The 16,893-nt window shown below is 76.1% G+C and carries 17 protein-coding genes and 1 riboswitch; of the genes, 4 read left to right on the top strand and 13 right to left on the bottom strand.

Annotated features, from left to right (window positions below; genetic code table 11):
• Positions 1–242 precede the first annotated feature (242 nt).
• Entirely contained in the window at positions 243–1,010 is a 768-nt protein-coding gene (locus tag ACWEFJ_RS14770) for a hypothetical protein (protein WP_449714034.1), read from the top strand.
• Here ACWEFJ_RS14770 and cobA read toward each other — a convergent pair.
• From cobA to ACWEFJ_RS14720, 10 genes are all read right to left on the bottom strand, one after another.
• Complete coding sequence (cobA, locus tag ACWEFJ_RS14765; protein ID WP_449714033.1) at positions 955–2,172, bottom strand: uroporphyrinogen-III C-methyltransferase; 1,218 nt, start codon at positions 2,170–2,172, stop codon at positions 955–957. The genes ACWEFJ_RS14770 and cobA overlap by 56 nt on opposite strands.
• A 46-nt stretch (positions 2,173–2,218) precedes the next feature.
• The gene (locus ACWEFJ_RS14760; protein ID WP_449714032.1) at positions 2,219–2,518 is read right to left on the bottom strand and encodes a hypothetical protein; all 300 of its coding nucleotides are present in this window, start codon (positions 2,516–2,518) and stop codon (positions 2,219–2,221) included.
• 70 nt (positions 2,519–2,588) lie between these two features.
• A complete protein-coding gene (locus tag ACWEFJ_RS14755; RefSeq protein ID WP_449714031.1) occupies positions 2,589–3,380 on the bottom strand; it encodes a S1 family peptidase in 792 nt (263 codons plus the stop codon).
• Positions 3,381–3,479: 99 nt separating this feature from the next.
• Positions 3,480–4,739, bottom strand: a complete 1,260-nt coding sequence (locus tag ACWEFJ_RS14750) for a cobalamin biosynthesis protein (RefSeq protein WP_449714030.1) — start codon at positions 4,737–4,739, stop codon at positions 3,480–3,482.
• Entirely contained in the window at positions 4,736–5,578 is an 843-nt protein-coding gene (locus tag ACWEFJ_RS14745) for a bifunctional cobalt-precorrin-7 (C(5))-methyltransferase/cobalt-precorrin-6B (C(15))-methyltransferase (protein WP_378091081.1), read from the bottom strand. Before ACWEFJ_RS14745 ends, ACWEFJ_RS14750 begins: the two co-directional genes overlap by 4 nt.
• 1 nt (position 5,579) lies before the next feature.
• Positions 5,580–6,728, bottom strand: coding sequence for a cobalt-precorrin-4/precorrin-4 C(11)-methyltransferase (locus ACWEFJ_RS14740; protein ID WP_449714029.1), 1,149 nt, complete (start codon positions 6,726–6,728; stop codon positions 5,580–5,582).
• A 65-nt stretch (positions 6,729–6,793) separates the two neighbouring features.
• Complete coding sequence (locus tag ACWEFJ_RS14735; RefSeq protein WP_449714028.1) at positions 6,794–8,167, bottom strand: cobyrinate a,c-diamide synthase; 1,374 nt, start codon at positions 8,165–8,167, stop codon at positions 6,794–6,796.
• Positions 8,164–8,778 carry a cob(I)yrinic acid a,c-diamide adenosyltransferase gene (cobO, locus tag ACWEFJ_RS14730; protein WP_449714027.1) on the bottom strand — a complete coding sequence of 205 codons (615 nt, stop codon included), beginning with the start codon at positions 8,776–8,778 and terminating at the stop codon, positions 8,164–8,166. The genes ACWEFJ_RS14735 and cobO overlap by 4 nt, the downstream gene beginning before the upstream one ends.
• A gap of 10 nt (positions 8,779–8,788) precedes the next feature.
• Positions 8,789–10,729 (bottom strand): putative cobaltochelatase, encoded by a 1,941-nt coding sequence (locus tag ACWEFJ_RS14725; RefSeq protein WP_449714026.1) that lies wholly within the window; start codon positions 10,727–10,729, stop codon positions 8,789–8,791.
• A gap of 57 nt (positions 10,730–10,786) precedes the next feature.
• Positions 10,787–10,857: riboswitch (cobalamin riboswitch) on the bottom strand.
• An 11-nt stretch (positions 10,858–10,868) separates the two neighbouring features.
• Entirely contained in the window at positions 10,869–11,465 is a 597-nt protein-coding gene (locus ACWEFJ_RS14720; protein WP_449714025.1) for a TetR/AcrR family transcriptional regulator, read from the bottom strand.
• Positions 11,466–11,565: 100 nt separating this feature from the next.
• Here ACWEFJ_RS14720 and ACWEFJ_RS14715 point away from each other — a divergent pair, with 100 nt between their 5' ends.
• Positions 11,566–12,465: a quinone oxidoreductase family protein gene (locus ACWEFJ_RS14715; protein WP_449714024.1), complete on the top strand. Its 900-nt coding sequence runs from the start codon at positions 11,566–11,568 to the stop codon at positions 12,463–12,465.
• Here ACWEFJ_RS14715 and ACWEFJ_RS14710 read toward each other — a convergent pair.
• Positions 12,385–13,617 carry a cytochrome P450 gene (locus ACWEFJ_RS14710; RefSeq protein ID WP_378091066.1) on the bottom strand — a complete coding sequence of 411 codons (1,233 nt, stop codon included), beginning with the start codon at positions 13,615–13,617 and terminating at the stop codon, positions 12,385–12,387. The genes ACWEFJ_RS14715 and ACWEFJ_RS14710 overlap by 81 nt on opposite strands.
• 36 nt (positions 13,618–13,653) lie before the next feature.
• On the opposite strand from ACWEFJ_RS14710, the gene ACWEFJ_RS14705 reads away from it, so the two are divergent.
• On the top strand, positions 13,654–14,832 hold the full coding sequence (locus ACWEFJ_RS14705) for an 8-amino-7-oxononanoate synthase (RefSeq protein WP_449714023.1): 1,179 nt from the start codon (positions 13,654–13,656) through the stop codon (positions 14,830–14,832).
• Here the strand turns inward: ACWEFJ_RS14705 and ACWEFJ_RS14700 are convergent.
• Positions 14,786–15,244, bottom strand: coding sequence for a GNAT family N-acetyltransferase (locus ACWEFJ_RS14700; RefSeq protein WP_378091062.1), 459 nt, complete (start codon positions 15,242–15,244; stop codon positions 14,786–14,788). The two genes, ACWEFJ_RS14705 and ACWEFJ_RS14700, sit on opposite strands and share 47 nt — an antisense overlap.
• 20 nt (positions 15,245–15,264) lie before the next feature.
• Complete coding sequence (locus ACWEFJ_RS14695; RefSeq protein WP_378091060.1) at positions 15,265–15,984, bottom strand: serine protease; 720 nt, start codon at positions 15,982–15,984, stop codon at positions 15,265–15,267.
• Positions 15,985–16,162: 178 nt separating this feature from the next.
• Here ACWEFJ_RS14695 and ACWEFJ_RS14690 point away from each other — a divergent pair, with 178 nt between their 5' ends.
• Complete coding sequence (locus ACWEFJ_RS14690; RefSeq protein ID WP_378091058.1) at positions 16,163–16,771, top strand: LysE family translocator; 609 nt, start codon at positions 16,163–16,165, stop codon at positions 16,769–16,771.
• The last annotated feature ends 122 nt before the right edge of the window (positions 16,772–16,893 follow it).

The following is a 16,893-nucleotide window of genomic DNA, read 5'->3' as shown; positions in this document are numbered from 1 at the left end:
CTGCCCCACCGCGCGGCGCCGGGCCTGCACCAGTGATCTTGCCGGGGAGGTCGGGCGACGCTGTCGGCCATGACGAGGACGTGGCACCGGCCGACCCTCTGGGTGGCCGCGGTGATGGCGGTGGGCGCGCTGGTGTGCGCGGTGGCGGTGCTGGTCGACGGGCGCGTGCTCCAGGGCGCGCCGCTGTGGGCGAAGCCGTTGAAGTTCACGGCGTCGTTGGCGGTCTACTCGGCCACCCTGTCGTGGCTGCTGTCCGTCCCGCACCGGGACGGCGGTGGACGTCGGGCGCGGCGACGTTCATCGCGGTGGTGCTGTTCGTGGAGGTCGGGCTGGTCGTCGTGCAGGCGGCCCGCGGCACGTTCACCCACTTCAACGGTTCCGACGACCCGTCGAACCAGTTCGTGCAGGCGAGCTTCGCCCTCGGCATCCCGGCGATGTTCCTGGCCAACGTGGCGCTCGCGCTGGTGCTGTCGTTCCAGCGCTTCGGGCGGCCGGACGTGCGGCCGGCCGTGCGCTCCGGGCTGTACCTGGCGATCCTCGGCATGGCCTCCGGCTACCTGATGTTCGGGCAGCGCCGCGAGGTCACCGTGGCCGACGCGGGCGGCCGGGAGGTCGAGCTGGTCGCCGGGCACAGCGTCGGCGTGCCCGACGGCGGACCGGGCCTGCCGCTCACCGGGTGGAGCACCACCGGCGGCGACCTGCGCGTGCCGCACTTCGTCGGCATGCACGGCCTCCAGGCGATGATCCTGCTGGCGCTGGGCCTGGCGGCGCTCGGCCTGGCCGAACGGGTGCGCACCCGCCTGGTCGCGGTGGCCGCGCTCGGCTACACCGGCCTGTTCGCGCTGCTCGTCCGGCAGGCGCTGCACGGCGAACCGCTGGTCCACCCCGGCGGCACGACGCCGGCCGCGGCGGCCGGGCTCGTCGTCGTGGTCGCCGCCGGGGCGGTGTGGGCGCTCAGGAGCGGAACGGCAGCTCCCCGGCCAGTCCGGCCACCGGTCCCACGACGATGATCGCGGGCGGGCGGATGCCGTGCTCGGCGATGTCCCCGGCCAGGGACGCCAGCGTCGACCGCACGACCTTCTGCGTGCGGGTGCTGCCCTCCTGGATCACCGACACCGGGGTGTCGCCCGGACGGCCCGCCATCAGGGCGTCCGCGAACGCCGCCGCCCGCTCCACCCCCATGAGGATCACGACGGTCCCGGTCAGCCTCGCCAACGCCGACCAGTCGACCAGGGACCGCTCGTCGTCGGGCGCGACGTGCCCGGACACGACCACCACCTCGTGCGCCACGCCGCGGTGCGTCACCGGCACGTCCGCCAGCGCCGGCACGCCGAACGCGCTCGTCACGCCGGGCACCACGGTGACCGGCACGCCCGCCTCGGCGCACGCGATCAGCTCCTCGAAGCCCCGGCCGAACACGTACGGGTCGCCGCCCTTGAGGCGGACCACGAACTTGCCGGACTTGGCGTGCTCGACGAGCGTGGTGTTGATGAAGTCCTGGGTGGCGGCCCGGCCGTACGGGATCTTCGCCGCGTCCACCACCTCGACGTGCGGCGGCAGCTCGTCCAGCAGCTCACGCGGCGCGAGCCGGTCGGCCACCACGACGTCCGCCCGCGCCAGCATCCTGCGCCCCCGCACGGTGATCAGGTCCGGGTCGCCCGGACCGCCGCCCACGAGCGCCACACCCGCGGGCTGGTCGTGGTGGTCGGCGGTGGACCCGTCGCGCAGCGCCGACAGCACCGCGTCCCGCACGGCGGCGGACCGCCGGTGCTGACCACCCGCGAGGACGCCGACCAGCAGGCCGTCGTGCTCGCCGACGGCGGGCGTGACCGCGGTGCCCTTCACCGCCACGTCGGCCCGCACGCAGAACACCCGGCGCTCCTCGGCGTCCGCGGCCACCTTCGCGTTCACCTCGGGCGAGGAGGTGCAGGCCAGCACGTACCACGCGCCGTCGAGGTCGCCGTCGGCGTACTCGCGGGCCTGCCAGGTCGCCTCGCCGCCGTCGACCAGGCCCTGGACCGCCGGGGTCACCTCGGGGGAGATCACCTCCACCCTGGCGCCCGCCGCGACCAGCCTGGGCAGCCTGCGCTGCGCGACCGTGCCGCCGCCCACGACGACGACCCGCCGGCCGGTCAGGTCCAGGCCCACGAGGTAGTGCTGTTCACCGTGCATGGGTAGAAGCATCCACGTCGGACATGTCCTGTCCAACGGTGGTGCTTCACATCACGGGCGCCACCGGCTGCCGCTGCTCGATCACCGCGCTCACGGCGGTCGTGCGGCAGCGGACCTTGGTGCGGCCCATGCCGTCGCGGATGGTGAGCCACGAGCTGTCCACCTTCCGGCCGTCGTCGCACGACGCGACGAGCCGGAACGTCCCGCTGCCGTGGCAGCGGCCCGAGGCGGCGTTCCCCTCGACCCACGTGACGCACGAGTGCAACGCGTCCGCCGCGGTGGCGACGCCCGGCACGGCGGTCAGGACGACCAGGAGGACCAGGAGGACCACGAGAAGTCGGCGCATGGCACCGCATCGAACACGCGGACCGTGCCCACGACCGGGAATGCACCCGGTCGTGGGCACGTCGCGGCGGTTACAGCTGCGCCGTGATCACCGAGTAGTACGACGCGATCCGCGCGTACACGCCGGGGTAGCCCGCGAGCGCGCAGCCCCGGCCGAACGAGGTCGCGCCGATGAGCTTGCCGCCCGCGACCAGCGGGCCGCCCGAGTCGCCCTGGCAGGTGTCCACGCCGCCCTGCGGGTAGCCCGCGCACACCATGGACGTGTTGCTGTAGTTCGAGTACGCCGTGCGGCAGGTCGCGTCGGACGTCACCGGCACGGTCGCGCCGAGCAGGTAGCGCGACGCCGAGCCGCCGGACGACGTGGTGCCCCAGCCGTAGATCCGGGCGCTCGTGTTCGCCGCGTACAGCGCGGTGTCGGACGGGGTGGCCAGCGGCAGGTAGGTGGAGTTGATGCTGGTGCCCAGGGTCAGCACCGCCACGTCGTAGCCGGAGCTGGCGGTCCGGTAGCTGGGGTGCACCCAGATGCCGCTCACCGTGGCGACCGTGCCCGCCGTGCTCTGCTTGTCGTCCCGGCCGTGCACCACGCGGGTGCTCGACGCGGACCGGCCGCTCACGCAGTGCGCGGCCGTGACGACCTTGTTGGCCTTGACCAGCGTGCCGCCGCAGAACTGGCTGCCGGTGCTGGTGGCCAGGTAGACCACCCACGGGTAGGTGCTGGTGGACACGCGCGACCCGCCGACGATGTACGGCGACACGCCGGTGTCGGACGAGGCGCCGGCCGACGCGGGCGCGACGGTCAGCAGACCGATCGCGGCCACGGCCGCGGCCATCGCGGTGACCAGGCGACGCAGGGTTTTCGCCATGTCGATCCTTCCGGTGCAGGGACGCCCGGGACGGGCGCACATCCAGCTAGGACCAAGACGACGAAAGCGACAACCGCCTTTCGACGGTCCGTCGGGACTTCACAGTTGACGAGTGACACCCGTCACACGGACGACATCCGCCCGAATCGGCCCGGCAACAACGGGTCCCGCGCCCGCCTCCACGTAGGCCACCGCCGCGCCCGCCTCCGCCAGCCGCACCGCGCCGTCCGCCGCCACCCGCGTGCCGGGCCGCAGGAGGTGCCGCACCTGCGCCACGCACTCGGCGCTGCCCACCACGACCGACGCCCGCCGCAGCTCGGCCTCGGCCCGCGGGGTGCGCTCGTCCGCGTCGCCGGGGCCCAGGCCCACCAGCGCCAACCGGCCGCGCGGCAGCACCCGGGCGGCGGCCACGGTCACGCCCGCGCCCTTCACCTTCTCCGCCGCCATCTCCACCCGGCCGCCTCCGGACAGCTCCATCGCGCCGCGCAACGCCGCCGCCTCGGCCACGCTGGGGATGCCGATCGCCAGCTCCGCCGGGTTCGGCACGGGGATCACCGCCAGCTCCTCCCCGGGGTAGGACAGCAGCGGCGCGGTGGTCGAGTCGTGCCAGAAGCCCCAGTCCTCCAGGGCGTCGGCGATGCCCTGCTCGGCGACCTTGCGGTCCAGCGTGGCGAACGCGCGCACCGCGCGCGGGTCCAGCTCGTGCTCCTCCTCCAGCCGCGCCAACGCCGCCGACACCGCGGCCGCCGACACCCCGGTGGCGGACCCGACGCCGACCACGAGCGTGCGGGGCACGATCCGCACCAGGCGGTCGTTCCGCGGCCCCCGGGGCACCCGGTCGTCCACCACGACCGTCCACCCGGTCCCGCGCTCGCGCCCCACCACGTTGTCCGGCAGCGCGGGCAGCGGGAACCCGAGCGGGTTGACCAGCGCCACCGGCTCGCCCAGCCGCACCGCCTCGCCGCACCCGGCCAGGTCGCCCTCGACCGCGGCGTCCAGCAGCTCCACCAGCTCGTCCAGCGGCGAGTCGGCCGCCGCGGACGTGGTCACGGCCTGCGCGCCCAGCACGTCGGCGATCCGGCCGGCCAACGCGTCCGCGCCGCCCAGCAGCGACACGGCGAACCCGCCGTCCACGCACACCACGCCGGGGTCGGCGCGCTCGTCGCGCAGCAGCGGCGCGACCAGCCGCACGGTCGCCGCCGTGCCGAGGAAGAACACCGCCGACCCCAGCCTGGGCCACAGCGCGCGCAACGCGGGCCCGATCGGCCCGTCCGGCACCACCGCGTCCGGCCCCAGCAGCCCGGCCAGGTCGACCGCGGCCCGCCGACCGCGCTCGCCGGCGGCGAACACCCCGATCACGCCCGCTTCACCCCCCACAGCACGGTCACCGGGTTGGTGGCCGTCAACGTCCCGCCGGTCAGCCGCGCCGCCGCGACCTGGCTGCCCTCGACCTCGTACCCGGCGTCCAGCAACGCGTCCCGCGCGGGCAGGACGCGGTCCAGGTCGGGGGTCGCCACCACGACCCGCCGCGCGCCGGACTTCGCGCACCGCCGCACCACGTCCGGGCCGCCGCCGCCGACGAACACCGCGTCGGGCCGGGGCAGCTCGCCCGCCTGGTCCAGCTCGGCCTCGACCACGCGCACGTCCACGCCGTGCGCGGAGGCGTTGGCGATGATCCGCACGCACTGCACCGGATCCCGCTCCACCGCGACGACCGCCGCGCCCAGCCGCGCGCACTCGACGCCGATCGCGCCGGGGCCCGCGCCGACGTCCCACACCAGCACGCCGGGGCGCGGCGCGAGCCGGGCCAGCACCAGCGCCCGCACCTCCGCCACGGCCACCATGCCGTCGCGGTGCGCGAAGTCGTCGTCCGGCAGCGCCCAGCCCTCGCCCGCCGGCGCGAAGCCCTGCTCCGCCAGGCACAGCAGCGGGCCCGGGTCGGACCACCGGCGCGCCACCGCGTCCGCAGGGTCCACAGTGGACAGACCGGCGGCGGAGGACACCACCAGGGAGCGCCGCCACCCGGCCAGCCCGCGGGCGAGTTCGGCCGGGTCGGCGCCGGAGACGACGACGGCGGGCCGCGCGCGGCACACGTTCAGCGCGTGGCGCGGCCCCGACGCCGCGGCGTCCACCACTGTCACGTCGGCCCAGGACCGGCCGGCCTCGGTGACGAAGCGGTGCAGCGCGACGACGTCCACGTCAGTTCACGCGCTTGTTCTTCTTGGCCCGCGGCGCGGCCGGCTTGCGGGGCGTCGTGCTGGCCTGCACGGCGGCGGGCTTGCGCTTCGCGGCGGCGGCCACCACGGGCTTCGGCTTGGGCTTGGCCCCCGGCTCGGGCGCCTGCCCGTCCGACGGCGGCACGGCCTGCCCGGCCTGCCCGGACCCGGCGTGCTCCCCGGGCTCGTCGGCCCCGGCGTGGCCGTCGGCGATCAGGTGCAGCAGCGGCTCGCCGACCGGCTCGGGCTTCGGCTTGGCGGCGGCGGGGCGCTTGGTGCGCGCGGTCTCCTGCCACTCGTGCACGGCCGACCACGCCGCGACCGACGACGGCGACTCGGCGGACGGCTTCGCGACCGGGCGGTTCGCGCGCAGGGCCCACCGCGACGGCCGCGCCCGGCGCACCGGCTCGTCGCCCTCGACCACCGGGGAGCGGCGGCGCGGCGCGGGCTGCGCGAGCACCTTGCCGACCAGGAACAGCGTGGTGCGGTAGAGCTTGTGCTCCTTCACGCACGCCTCCAGCTCGCCCACCGTGGTGTGCGCGACCGTCTCGTCGGGCAGGGAGACCTTGTAGGCCACCACGACCGGCGTGTCGTCGGGGTAGCCGCCCGCGCGCAGCCGCTCGACCAGCAGGCCGGCCCGCGCGCCGGACGCGGAGATCGCCATCGTGGTGCCGTGCGCGGCGAACTCCTCGACGTGCTCGGCGGTCTCGGGCCCGACCAGCAGCAGCGACTGCGCGACGTCCGAAGTGGTCAGTTCGCGGCCGACGGACGCCGCCGCGGCGGACACCTGCGACACCCCGGGCACCACGTCGGTCTCCAGGCCGAGCCGGCGGCACGCCTCCTGCTGGTCGCGCAGCCCGCCCCACAGCGACGGGTCGCCCGCGTGCAGCCGCACGACCTTCAGCCGGCCCGCCGACGCGCGCCGGTACACCTCGACCACCTCGGCCTCGGTGACGCGCGAGAAGTCGACCAGCTCCGCGTCGGGCCGGGCGTGCTCGCGCACGCACTCGGCCTCGACCACGCTGGGCGCCCACAGCACGACGTCGGCCTCGGCTATCCGCTTGGCGCCGCGCACGGTGATGAGATCGGCGGCGCCGGGACCGGCGCCCACGAAGGAGACCCGACCAGTCATCACAACTGCTCCCCACGACGTGTCCGGCTTGCTGGGCAAGGACCGTACCGCGCGAGCGCGATCCACTAACGAGTGGCCTCGGAGCGCGCGGACGCGCTGGCGCAGGCCCGCACGAAGCGGGTCACGGCCTCCGGCGCGGACGCGGGATGGGTGTGCAGGTACGACGCGTGGACCCGGCCGACGACGAAACCCTCGGCCACCGGGCGCTGGTCGTGGCCGCGCCACCGCCAGGCCGGTTTCGCGCCGTGCGGGACGCTCAGCGCGGTGCGGTGGAACTCGTGCCCGGTGACGCGGGAACCCGCGCGGGCCAGCACGGAGTCCTGCGGCGCGACGGCGTCGCGGTAGCCGAGCGTGAGCCGGGAGGTCATCGCGCCCTCCGCCTCGATCACGCCGCACATCGGCGCGCCGTCCAGCGACTTCGCCAGGTACAGCAGGCCGCCGCACTCGGCGTGCACCGGCGCGCCGGCGCGGGCCAGGGCGGCGACGGCGGCGCGCAGCCCCTCGTTGGCCGACAGCTCGGCGGCGTGCTGCTCGGGGAAACCGCCGGGCAGCACCAGACCGGCCGTGCCGGCGGGCAGCGCCTCGTCCCGCAGCGGGTCCACCACGACGACGTCCGCGCCGGCCGCGGCCAGCAGCTCGACCTGCTCGGCGTAGCCGAACGTGAACGCCGCGCCGCCCGCGACGGCCACCGCAGGCGCGCCGACGACCGGCTCGACCTCGGCGCGCGGGTCCCAGGCGGGCACCGCCAGGGCGGGCGCGCCGGCGGCGAGCCGGCGCACCGCGTCGAGGTCCACGTGGCGGGCGACGGCGTCCGCGATGGCGTCCACGGCGGCCACCGCGGCGGGTCCGTGCTCGGCGGCCGTGACCAGGCCCAGGTGCCGGGACGGCAGCGCGAACCGGTCGTCGCGCGGCAGCACGCCCAGCACCTCCAGCCCGACCTCGGCGCACGCGCCGCGCAGCACGTGCTCGTGCCGGGCGGAGCCGACCTGGTTGAGCACCACGCCGCCGAGCCGCACGGTCGGGTCGTAGCCCCGGAAACCGTGCAGCAGGGCGGCGAGGCTGCGGCTCTGGCCGCGCGCGTCGACCACGAACAGCACCGGCGCGGACAGCAGCTTGGCCACGTGCGCGGTGGACCCGACGCCCTCGGTGTCCACCCGCCCGTCGAACAGCCCCATGACGCCCTCGACCACGGCCAGGTCGCAGCCGCGGGCGCCGTGCGCGAACAGGCTCGCCACCCGGTGCTCGCCGACCATCACGGGGTCGAGGTTGCGGCCCGGCCTGCCGGTCGCCACCGAGTGGTAGCCGGGATCGATGTAGTCGGGGCCGACCTTGAACGGCGCGACCCGGTCGCCCGCGCGCCGCAGCGCCGCCATCAGGCCGGTGGCCACGGTGGTCTTGCCGCTGCCCGACGCGGGCGCGGCGACCACCAGCCGGTTCACCACTCGATCCCCTTCTGGCCCTTCTGACCCGCGTCCATCGGGTGCTTGACCTTGGTCATCTCCACCACCAGGTCGGCGGCGTCCACGAGCGCGGCGGGCGCGTGCCGCCCGGTGATGACCACGTGCTGGTGGCCGGGCCGGGAGGCGAGGGCGTCCACCACCTCGGCCACGTCGATCCAGCCCCAGTGCAGCGGGTAGGTGAACTCGTCCAGCACGTACAGGCCGTGCCGCTCGGCGCGCAGCCGCCGGGCGATCTCCCGCCAGCCCTCGCGGGCGGCGGCGGCGTGGTCCTCCTCGGTGCCCTGCTTGCGGGTCCAGGACCAGCCCTCGCCCATCTTGTGCCACTCGACGGGCCCGCCTTCGCCGGTCTGCTCGTGCAGGCGGCCGAGGGCGCGGAACGCCGACTCCTCGCCGACCTTCCACTTGGCCGACTTGACGAACTGGAAGACGCCGATGGACCAGCCCTGGTTCCAGCCGCGCAGCGCGAGCCCGAAGGCGGCGGTGGACTTGCCCTTCATCTCGCCGGTGTGCAGCACGACCAGGGGCCGGTTGCGGCGCTGGCGCGTGGTGAGGCCGTCGGCGGGGACGACGGCCGGTTGTCCTTGGGGCACTTCGACGCTCCTACGCGGCTCGGGCGGCGCGCACGACGCCGGCGACCTGGTCTGCGGACAGTTCCTCCAGGCGCACGCACGCCGCGCCGAGCGCGGACGCGACGCGGGCGGCCAGGCCGAGCCGGATCGGGCCGTGCTCGCAGTCGACCACGACGGACGCGACCGGGTCGGCGGCCAGCAGGCCGGCCGCGCGCAGCGCGTCGCCCATCGGGTCGCCGCCCGTCCCGGCGGCGGTCGCGCGGCCGTCGGTGAGCAGCACCAGCAGCGGCCGGCGGCGCGGGTCGCGGACGCGTTCGGCCTCCAGCACGCGGCGGGCGCGCAGCAGGCCGTCGGCCAACGGGGTCCGGCCGCCGGTGCGCAGGGCGCGCAGCCGGGCCGCCGCCGCGTCCACCGAGTTCGTCGGCGGCAGGGCCACCTGCGCCTCCCGGCCGCGGAACGTGACCACGCCGACCTTGTCCCGCCGCTGGTAGGCGTCGCGGAGCAGGGAGATCACCGCGCCGCCGACCGCGGCCATCCGCTGCCGGGCCGCCATCGAGCCGGACGCGTCGACCACGAACAGCACGAGGTTGCCCTCCTTGCCCTCGCGCACCGACAGCCGCAGGTCGGACGCGCGCAGCTCCAGGCCGGGGCCGCGGCGTCCCCGGGCCGCCTGGTGCGGCGCGGCCGCGCCGAGCGTGCCGACGACGTGCAGGCCCGTTCCGTCCACAGTGGACGAGCGGACCACGCGGCCGGTGCGGGCGCGGGCCCGGGACCGCTTGCCCGGCGCGCCCTCGCCGACGCCCGGAACCTGCAACAGCCGGACGCGGAACGCGGGCGCGGGGGCGTGCGACCGCTCGGCCGAACCGGAACCGTCCGAAGTGGACTCCGGCGGTTCACCGGGCAGGGGCGCGCCGCCGCCTCCGTCGTCGTCCGGGCCGTCGGGGCCGTCCTCCGGCTCTTGGGCGGCCTCGGAACCCTGCCGGAGGGCGTCGTCGAGCTGCTCCTGCTCCAGGCCCGGCTCGTCGAACGGGTCGCGGCGCCTGCGGTGCGGCAGCGCGAGCCGGACGGCGGCCTCCACGTCCTCCTCCGCCACCTCGTCCGCGCCCCGCCAGGCGGCGTGCGCGGTCGCGGCGCGGGCCACCACGAGGTCCGCGCGCATCCCGTCCACCTCGAACGCGGCGCAGATCGCGGCGATGCGGCGCAGCTCCGGGTCCGGCAGCGCGACCGCGGGCAGCCGGTCGCGGGCGGCCACGATCCGCCGGGCCAGCTCCGCGTCCGCCTCGGCCCAGCGGGCGGCGAACCCCTCCGGGTCGGCCTCGTAGGCCAGCCGCCGCCGCACGACCTCGGCGCGCGTCGCCACGTCCCGGGAGGCGCGGACCGCGACCGTGAGGCCGAACCGGTCGAGCAGCTGCGGGCGCAGCTCGCCCTCCTCCGGGTTCATCGTCCCGACCAGGAGGAACGACGCGGCGTGCGACACGGACACGCCTTCGCGCTCGACGTGCGCGCGGCCCATGGCGGCGGCGTCGAGCAGCAGGTCCACGAGGTGGTCGTGCAGCAGGTTCACCTCGTCCACGTAGAGCACGCCCCGGTGCGCGGCGGCCAGCAGGCCGGGTTGGTAGGCGCGGACGCCCTCGGTCAACGCGCGCTCCAGGTCGAGCGAGCCGACCAGCCGGTCCTCGGTTGCGCCCACCGGCAGCTCGACCAGCCGGGCCGGTCGGCGTTCCGAGCCGCCGCCGTGCGGCCCGTCGGGGCAGTCGGCCGGCGCGGCCGGGTCGCAGCCGAACCGGCAGCCCGGCGCCACGTCCAGCTCGGGCAGCAGCGCGGCGAGCGCGCGGACCACGGTCGACTTCGCGGTCCCCTTCTCGCCTCGGACGAGCACCCCGCCGATACCGGGGTGCACGGCGTTGAGCAGGAGGGCCGTGCGGAGGTCGTCGTGGCCGACGACGGCGGAAAAGGGGAAACGCGCGCCCATGCGGCGGTGTCCTTCCTCGGGTGTCCACGCCCGTGTCCGGTCTACGAGTCGGGGGTCGAGTTCCTGACTCCCGGCTCCTCGGTCCGGTCACAGTGGCGGGACCGCGCCGGATTCGCACCGGCTTCCTCGCACACCCCCTCTACAGCCTGGGCATCGTCGCACTTCGCCCGGCCGCCTCCAAGTCCCCGGCCAGCACGCCCCGCGCGAGCGAGATCACACCGGCCCGCACCCGCGGCACGCCCAGGCCGCACTCGCGCACCAGGTGGCCGAGCGTGTCCGCGCGGAGCTGGGCCAGCAGCGCGTGCGCCAGGAACTCCGCGTCCACACCCGGCCTGACCTGGGCGATCAAGGTGGTGAGGCGCTGCCGGGTCAGCTCGGCGTTCGCGTCGCACGCGATGCTGCGCGAGGACACCCGCTCGAACGCGGCCACCAGCGGCAGCGAGGCCGTCACGTGGTCGAACAGGGTGGCCACGAACGTGACGACCCTCTCGTCCGCGGGCACGTCGTCGGCCTCCAGCAGGGCCCGGGACTGCTCCCGCCACGTGCGCGAGGTCTCGTCCACGACGGCCCGCACGAGCCCGTCGCGGTCGCCGAAGCGGCGGAAGACCGTGCCCTTGCCCACACCGGCGGCGGTCGCCACGTCGTCCATCGAGAACCCGTCCGGCCCGCGTTCGGCGATCAGGCGCGCGGCCGCGGCGAGGATCGCGGCGCGGTTGCGCTCGGCGTCCTTCCGCATCGTGGACCTCCTCCGCCGCCGCTTGACAGAACCGGACCGGCGGTCCGTATTGTAGCGGACGTAAACGGACCGACGGTCCGCTTGAGTGGTGGGAGGCGCGGTGCGCGCAGTGCGGTTCGACGAGTTCGGTCCGGCGGACGTGCTCGGGGTGCGGGAGGTGCCCGACCCGGTCCCGGGTCCGGGCCAGGTGCTGGTCCGCGTCACGGCGATCGGCCTCAACTACGGCGAGACGCTCATCCGCTCGGGCCGGGCGTCGGCGGTGGTGCCCTGGTACGACCTCGCGCCCGGCGCGCTCGGCGGCGAGGTGGTCGGGGTGGCCGCCGACGGCCGGCGGCTGGTCGGGTTCGCGCTGGGCGAGGGCTACGCCGAGCTGGCCCTGCTGCCGCAGGACGCGACCGAGGTGCCCGACGGCGTGTCCGACCACGAGGCGCTGGCGCTGTACCTGCAGGGCGCGACGGCGGTGACGGCCGCGGACGCGGTCCGGCTCGCCGCGGGCGAGCGGGCGCTGGTCGAGGCGGCGGGCGGCGGGGTCGGCAGCCTGCTGGTGCAGGTCGCGGCACGGGCGGGCGCGACCGTCGTGGCCGCCGCGCGGGGCGGGCGGAAGCTCGACCTGGCCCGCGAGCTGGGCGCGCACGAGGTCGTCGACTACGGCGAGCCGGACTGGTCGGCCGGGGTCGAGCCGGTCGACGTGGTGTTCTCGTCGGTCGGCGGCGCGGTCGGGCGGCAGTCGTTCGAGCTGCTGCGCGACGGGGTGGGCAGGCTGGCCGTGTTCGGCTTCGCGAGCGGCGAGCCGCTGGACGTGACGGCGTCCGACGTGTTCCGCAAGGGCGTGGCCGTGCTGGGGTTCGGCAACCCCCTCACGCCCGACGTGGTGCGGCGGGTGTTCGACCTCGGGCTGCGCCCCGTGCTGGGCGAGGCGCTACCGCTGGCCGACGCCGCCCGCGCCCACGAACTGCTGGAGGGCCGGGCCACCACCGGCAAGGTCGTGCTGGTCCCCTAGCTCGACCTCCACGCTCAGCGGCGCGCGGAACGACAGCAGGCCCAGCATCGGCGGCGGCGCGGCGGAGGCCAGGCGCAGGCGCGGGAACCGCCGCGCGGTCTCCCGCAGCACCACCTCCGCCTCCAGCCGGGCGAGGCCCGCGCCGAGGCAGAAGTGCCTGCCGAAGCCGAACGCCAGGTGCCGGCGCGCGTTCGGCCGGGCCGGGCAGAACCGCTCGGGCTCCGCGAACACCTCCGGGTCCGACCCGCTGCCCGCGAGCATCAGCAGCAGCGGCGCGCCCGCCGGGACGTCCACGCCCGACAGCGTCACCGGCTCGGCGGTGACGCGCCGCCACGTGCTCACCGGCGGGTCGCGCCGCAGCACCTCCTCCACGCACGCGGCGGCCACGCCCGGCTCGCCCAGCCGGGACCACAGGCCCTCCTCCCGCAGCACCGCGTGGAACGCCGAGCACAGCAGCTGGGTCGTCGTCTCCTGGCCCGCGATCAACAGGAAGTAGCAGAGGCCGGCCGCGTCCCGGATCGGCACGTCGTCCGCCCGCAACGCGCCGAACAGGTCGTCGTCGGCCGGGTCGGCGGCCCTGATCCGCGCGGTGAGCCACCGGTGGAACTCGGCGGCCGGGCGGGCCAGCTCGTGCTGCCGCTCCTCCGTGACGTCACCCCAGAACAGCTCCAGCGACGCCGTGCTCCACGCCTTGAGCGCGTCGACGTCCACGTCCCGGATGCCCATGACCTCCAGCAGCACGATCGCGGGCAGGTCGCGGGCCAGCGCCGGGTGCAGGTCGGCCCGACCGCTGAGCCGGTCCAGCCGTTCGGCGGCCAGGTCGGCGATCCGCGGGCCCGTCGCCGCCACCCGCGCCGGCGTCAGGAACCGGGCCACCAGGCGGCGCAGCGCGGCGTGCGTGCCGGTGCCGTTGTTGGCCAGCGTCGGCGGCAGCGAGAACCCGGCGCGGGCGAGCACCCGCAGCACCGAACCCGGCATCCCGGTCACCGCGGTCAACGCGTTGTCCGGGCGGAACCGGCGCGGGTCCGCCAGCACGGCGCGCACGTCGTCGTAGCGGCTGACCAGCCACAGCCCCGTGCGCCCGTCGCGGTGGACCGGCGCCTCCTCCCGCAACGAGCGCAGGTCGCCTGGTTCCGGCCGGAAGAGGTCCACGCCGGCACGGTAGCCGTCGGATGCGACACTGCCGGCGTGAGCGTGCGCACAGGGGAGTCGGTGTTCGACTGGATCGACACGCGGGCCGACGCCCGCGCGAAAGCCGGCCTGGCGCGCCGGGTCCGGCCGCGCCCGGCCGACTCGACCGACCTCGACCTGGCGTCGAACGACTACCTCGGCCTGGCCCGCGACAAGCGGGTCACCGGCGCGGCCGCGGCGGCCTCGCTGCGCTGGGGCGCGGGCTCCACCGGCTCGCGGCTCGTCACCGGATCCACCGAGCTGCACACGGAGCTGGAGTACGAGCTGGCGAACTTCTGCGGCACGCAGTCGGCGCTGGTGTTCTCGTCGGGCTACGCGGCGAACCTGGGCGCGCTGACCGCGTTGTCCGGTCCGGGCACCGCGATCGTGGCCGACCAGCACATCCACGCCTCCCTGATCGACGGCACGCGGCTGTCCAAGGCGGACGTCGTGGTCGCCGGGCACTGCGACGTCGGCCAGGTCGCGCACGCCCTGGCCACCCGCGGCAAGCGGCGGGCGCTGGTGGTGACCGACTCGGTGTTCTCCGTCGACGGCGACCTCGCGCCGCTCGCGGAGCTGGCCGCGACCTGCCGCGAGCACGACGCCGCGCTGGTCGTGGACGACGCGCACGGCCTCGGCGTGGTGGGCGACGGCGGGCGCGGCGCGGTGCCCGCCGCGGGCCTGGCCAAGGCCCCCGACGTGGTGACGACGGTGACGCTGTCGAAGTCGCTGGGCGCGCAGGGCGGCGCGGTGCTCGGGCCGAGCCGGGTGATCAGGCACCTGGTCGACACCGCGCGCACGTTCATCTTCGACACCGGGCTCGCGCCGTCGAGCGCGGCGGCGGCGCTGGCCGCGTTGAAGGTGCTGCGGGAGGAGCCCGACCGGCCCGCGCGCGCCCTGGACGTGGCCCAGGACCTCGCGTTCCGGTTGCGGGACAAGGGGTTGCGGGTGAGCACGCCGACGGCGGCCGTCGTCTCGGTGCAGGCGCCGTCGCCCGAGGCGGCGTTCGGCTGGGCCGAGGCGTGCCGCGCGCAGGGCGTGGTCGTCGGCTGCTTCCGGCCGCCATCGGTGCCCGACGGGATCTCCCGGCTCCGCCTGACCGCGCGGGCCGACCTGTCCGAGGGCGACCTCGACCGGGCCGTGCGGGTGATCACGGAGACCGGCGCATCCGCAGGTGCGGTATCCCGTCCTCGATGAACTCCGCGCCCTGCGGCTCGAAGCCGAACGACGCGTAGAAGTCGGCCACGTAGGTCTGCGCGTCCAGCACGCACGTCGCCTGCCCGACCTCCGCCAGCGCCGCCTCCACCAGCCGGCGGCTGTAGCCGCGGCCGCGGGCGGCGCGGGCGGTGCACACCCGGCCGATGCGGAACGTGCCATCCGGCTCCTCCAGCAGCCTCAGGTACGCCCGCGGTCCCGGTGAGCCGTCGGCCTCCAGCCAGAAGTGCCGGGTGCCCGGCTCCAGGTCACGCCCGTCGAGGTCCGGGTAGGCGCAGTCCTGCTCCACCACGAACACCTCGCCGCGCAGCTTGAGCACGGCGTAGAGCTGGTCGGCGGTCAGGTCGGCCGACCACTGCCGGCGCAGCGTCGCCGGGAACCGGGGTGAGTGCACCTCGCCTTGGTACCACAGCGTCAGAGCAGGTCCTGGTACCGGCTCAGCCGGGTGTAGACGCCGGGTTCGCCGGGGCGGGCGCAGCCGCGGCCGTAGGACACGAGGCCGACGAGCCGCCCGGCCGCGGTGAGCGGGCCGCCGGAGTCGCCCTCGCAGGCGTCCTTGCCGCCCTCCGGGTAGCCCGCGCACAGCATCCCGCCCGGCTGGTAGCCGGGGATCGCGGCGGCGCACTCGGCGTCCGGGCGGATCGGCACGTCGACCTCCCGCAGCCGCCTGCTCGGCGGGCTCAGCTCGCCGGTGCGGCCCCAGCCGTGCACGGTGGCCGGGCCGGGCGCGGCGGCGGCGACGGCGATCGGCCGGTACGGCAGCGGGGTGGCCAGGGTGAGCGTGGCCACGTCGTGACCGGCGGAGACCTCGGTGAAGGACGGGTGCCGCCAGACGGCCGTGACGCCGACCGCCCGGCCGCCGCCGGTGTCGAGGTCGGCCCGGCCGGCGACCGCGGTGAGGTCCGCGGGCAGCCGGTCGCGGTCCCCGAGCACGGTGCGCGACCGGGTGCAGTGCGCGGCGGTGACCACCTTGTCCGGGGCCACCAGCGCGCCGCCGCAGAAGAAGGCGCCCCGGTCGAACAGCGCCACGACCCACGGCGCCGCGGCCGCCTCGCGGCCGCCCACGATCGCGTCCGCGGGCAGCGCCGACAGGACGAGCACGAGCACGGCGAAGACCGGCGCGCTGATGCGCATGGAGCACCCCTCTTGCGTCGTGTGGCCGAACGGGCACAGACCGTAGCGGACTGCGCCTTCGCGCGTCATACGGGGATGGGATCCGGAAAATCTGTTGTTAGGATCCAGTGGAACCGAAGATTTCACGGCAAGTGAGGCAGGTCACCGACGATCTGTCCGGAACATGAGGGAGGTTTCCATGCACCTGGACTTCACCCAGCTGCCGGCGTTCCTGATCGCCTGCGCGGTGGTCGTGCTGACCCCCGGCGTGGACGCCTTCCTGCTGCTGCGCACCTCGATGCGCTCGGGCACCCGGGCGGGGCTGCTGGCGCTGGCGGGCATCCACACCGCGGCCTTCGTGCAGGTGGCGCTGGTCATCTCGGGCCTGGGCGTGGTGATCGCCCGCTACCCCGCCGTGCTGACCGGGCTGCGCTGGATCGGCGCGGCGTACCTGCTCTACCTCGCCGTGTCGATCACGCGCGGGCTGGTGCGGCGGTCGGGCGGCGGCGAGGTGGCGCCGGTCGCGCCCCGGCCGTTCCGGCAGGGGTTCCTGACCAACATCACGAACCCGAAGATGCTGCTGTTCTCGCTGGCGTTCCTGCCGCAGTTCATCGGCACGGGCGACCCCGCGCTCCAGCTCGGCGTGCTCGCCGCCGTGTTCCTCGGCCTGGCCGCGCTGTGGGAGCTGATGATCGTGGTCGCCGCGGCCCGGGTCGCCGGCTCCCTGCGCCGCCCCGGCGTGACGACGGCGCTGGACGCGGTGTGCGCGGCGGTGTTCCTCACCATGTCGGTCGGGCTGGTGCTCTGAGCCGGCGCGCGGACCGCCGAGGCCCGGCCCGCATCAGCAGGGTGTCCACCCAGCCGCCGAGCGCGCCCGCGAGGCCGCCGATCAGCATGCCGATCGCGGCGCCCACCAGCGTCGCCACCACG

The sequence above is a fragment of the Actinosynnema sp. NPDC004786 genome (assembly GCF_053601135.1).
The sequence above is the reverse complement of the archived record's forward strand: the minus strand, read 5'-3'. Positions and strand labels throughout refer to the sequence as shown.

Bases quoted from the DNA above. Each gene is read 5' to 3' on its own strand.
- cobA (WP_449714033.1), bottom strand. From the start codon at position 2,172: ATGCACGGTGAACAGCACTACCTCGTGGGCCTGGACCTGACCGGCCGG.
- ACWEFJ_RS14690 (WP_378091058.1), top strand. From the start codon at position 16,163: ATGCACCTGGACTTCACCCAGCTGCCGGCGTTCCTGATCGCCTGCGCG.
- ACWEFJ_RS14760 (WP_449714032.1), bottom strand. From the start codon at position 2,518: ATGCGCCGACTTCTCGTGGTCCTCCTGGTCCTCCTGGTCGTCCTGACC.
- ACWEFJ_RS14695 (WP_378091060.1), bottom strand. From the start codon at position 15,984: ATGCGCATCAGCGCGCCGGTCTTCGCCGTGCTCGTGCTCGTCCTGTCG.
- ACWEFJ_RS14755 (WP_449714031.1), bottom strand. From the start codon at position 3,380: ATGGCGAAAACCCTGCGTCGCCTGGTCACCGCGATGGCCGCGGCCGTG.
- ACWEFJ_RS14740 (WP_449714029.1), bottom strand. From the start codon at position 6,728: ATGACTGGTCGGGTCTCCTTCGTGGGCGCCGGTCCCGGCGCCGCCGAT.
- ACWEFJ_RS14725 (WP_449714026.1), bottom strand. From the start codon at position 10,729: ATGGGCGCGCGTTTCCCCTTTTCCGCCGTCGTCGGCCACGACGACCTC.
- ACWEFJ_RS14720 (WP_449714025.1), bottom strand. From the start codon at position 11,465: ATGCGGAAGGACGCCGAGCGCAACCGCGCCGCGATCCTCGCCGCGGCC.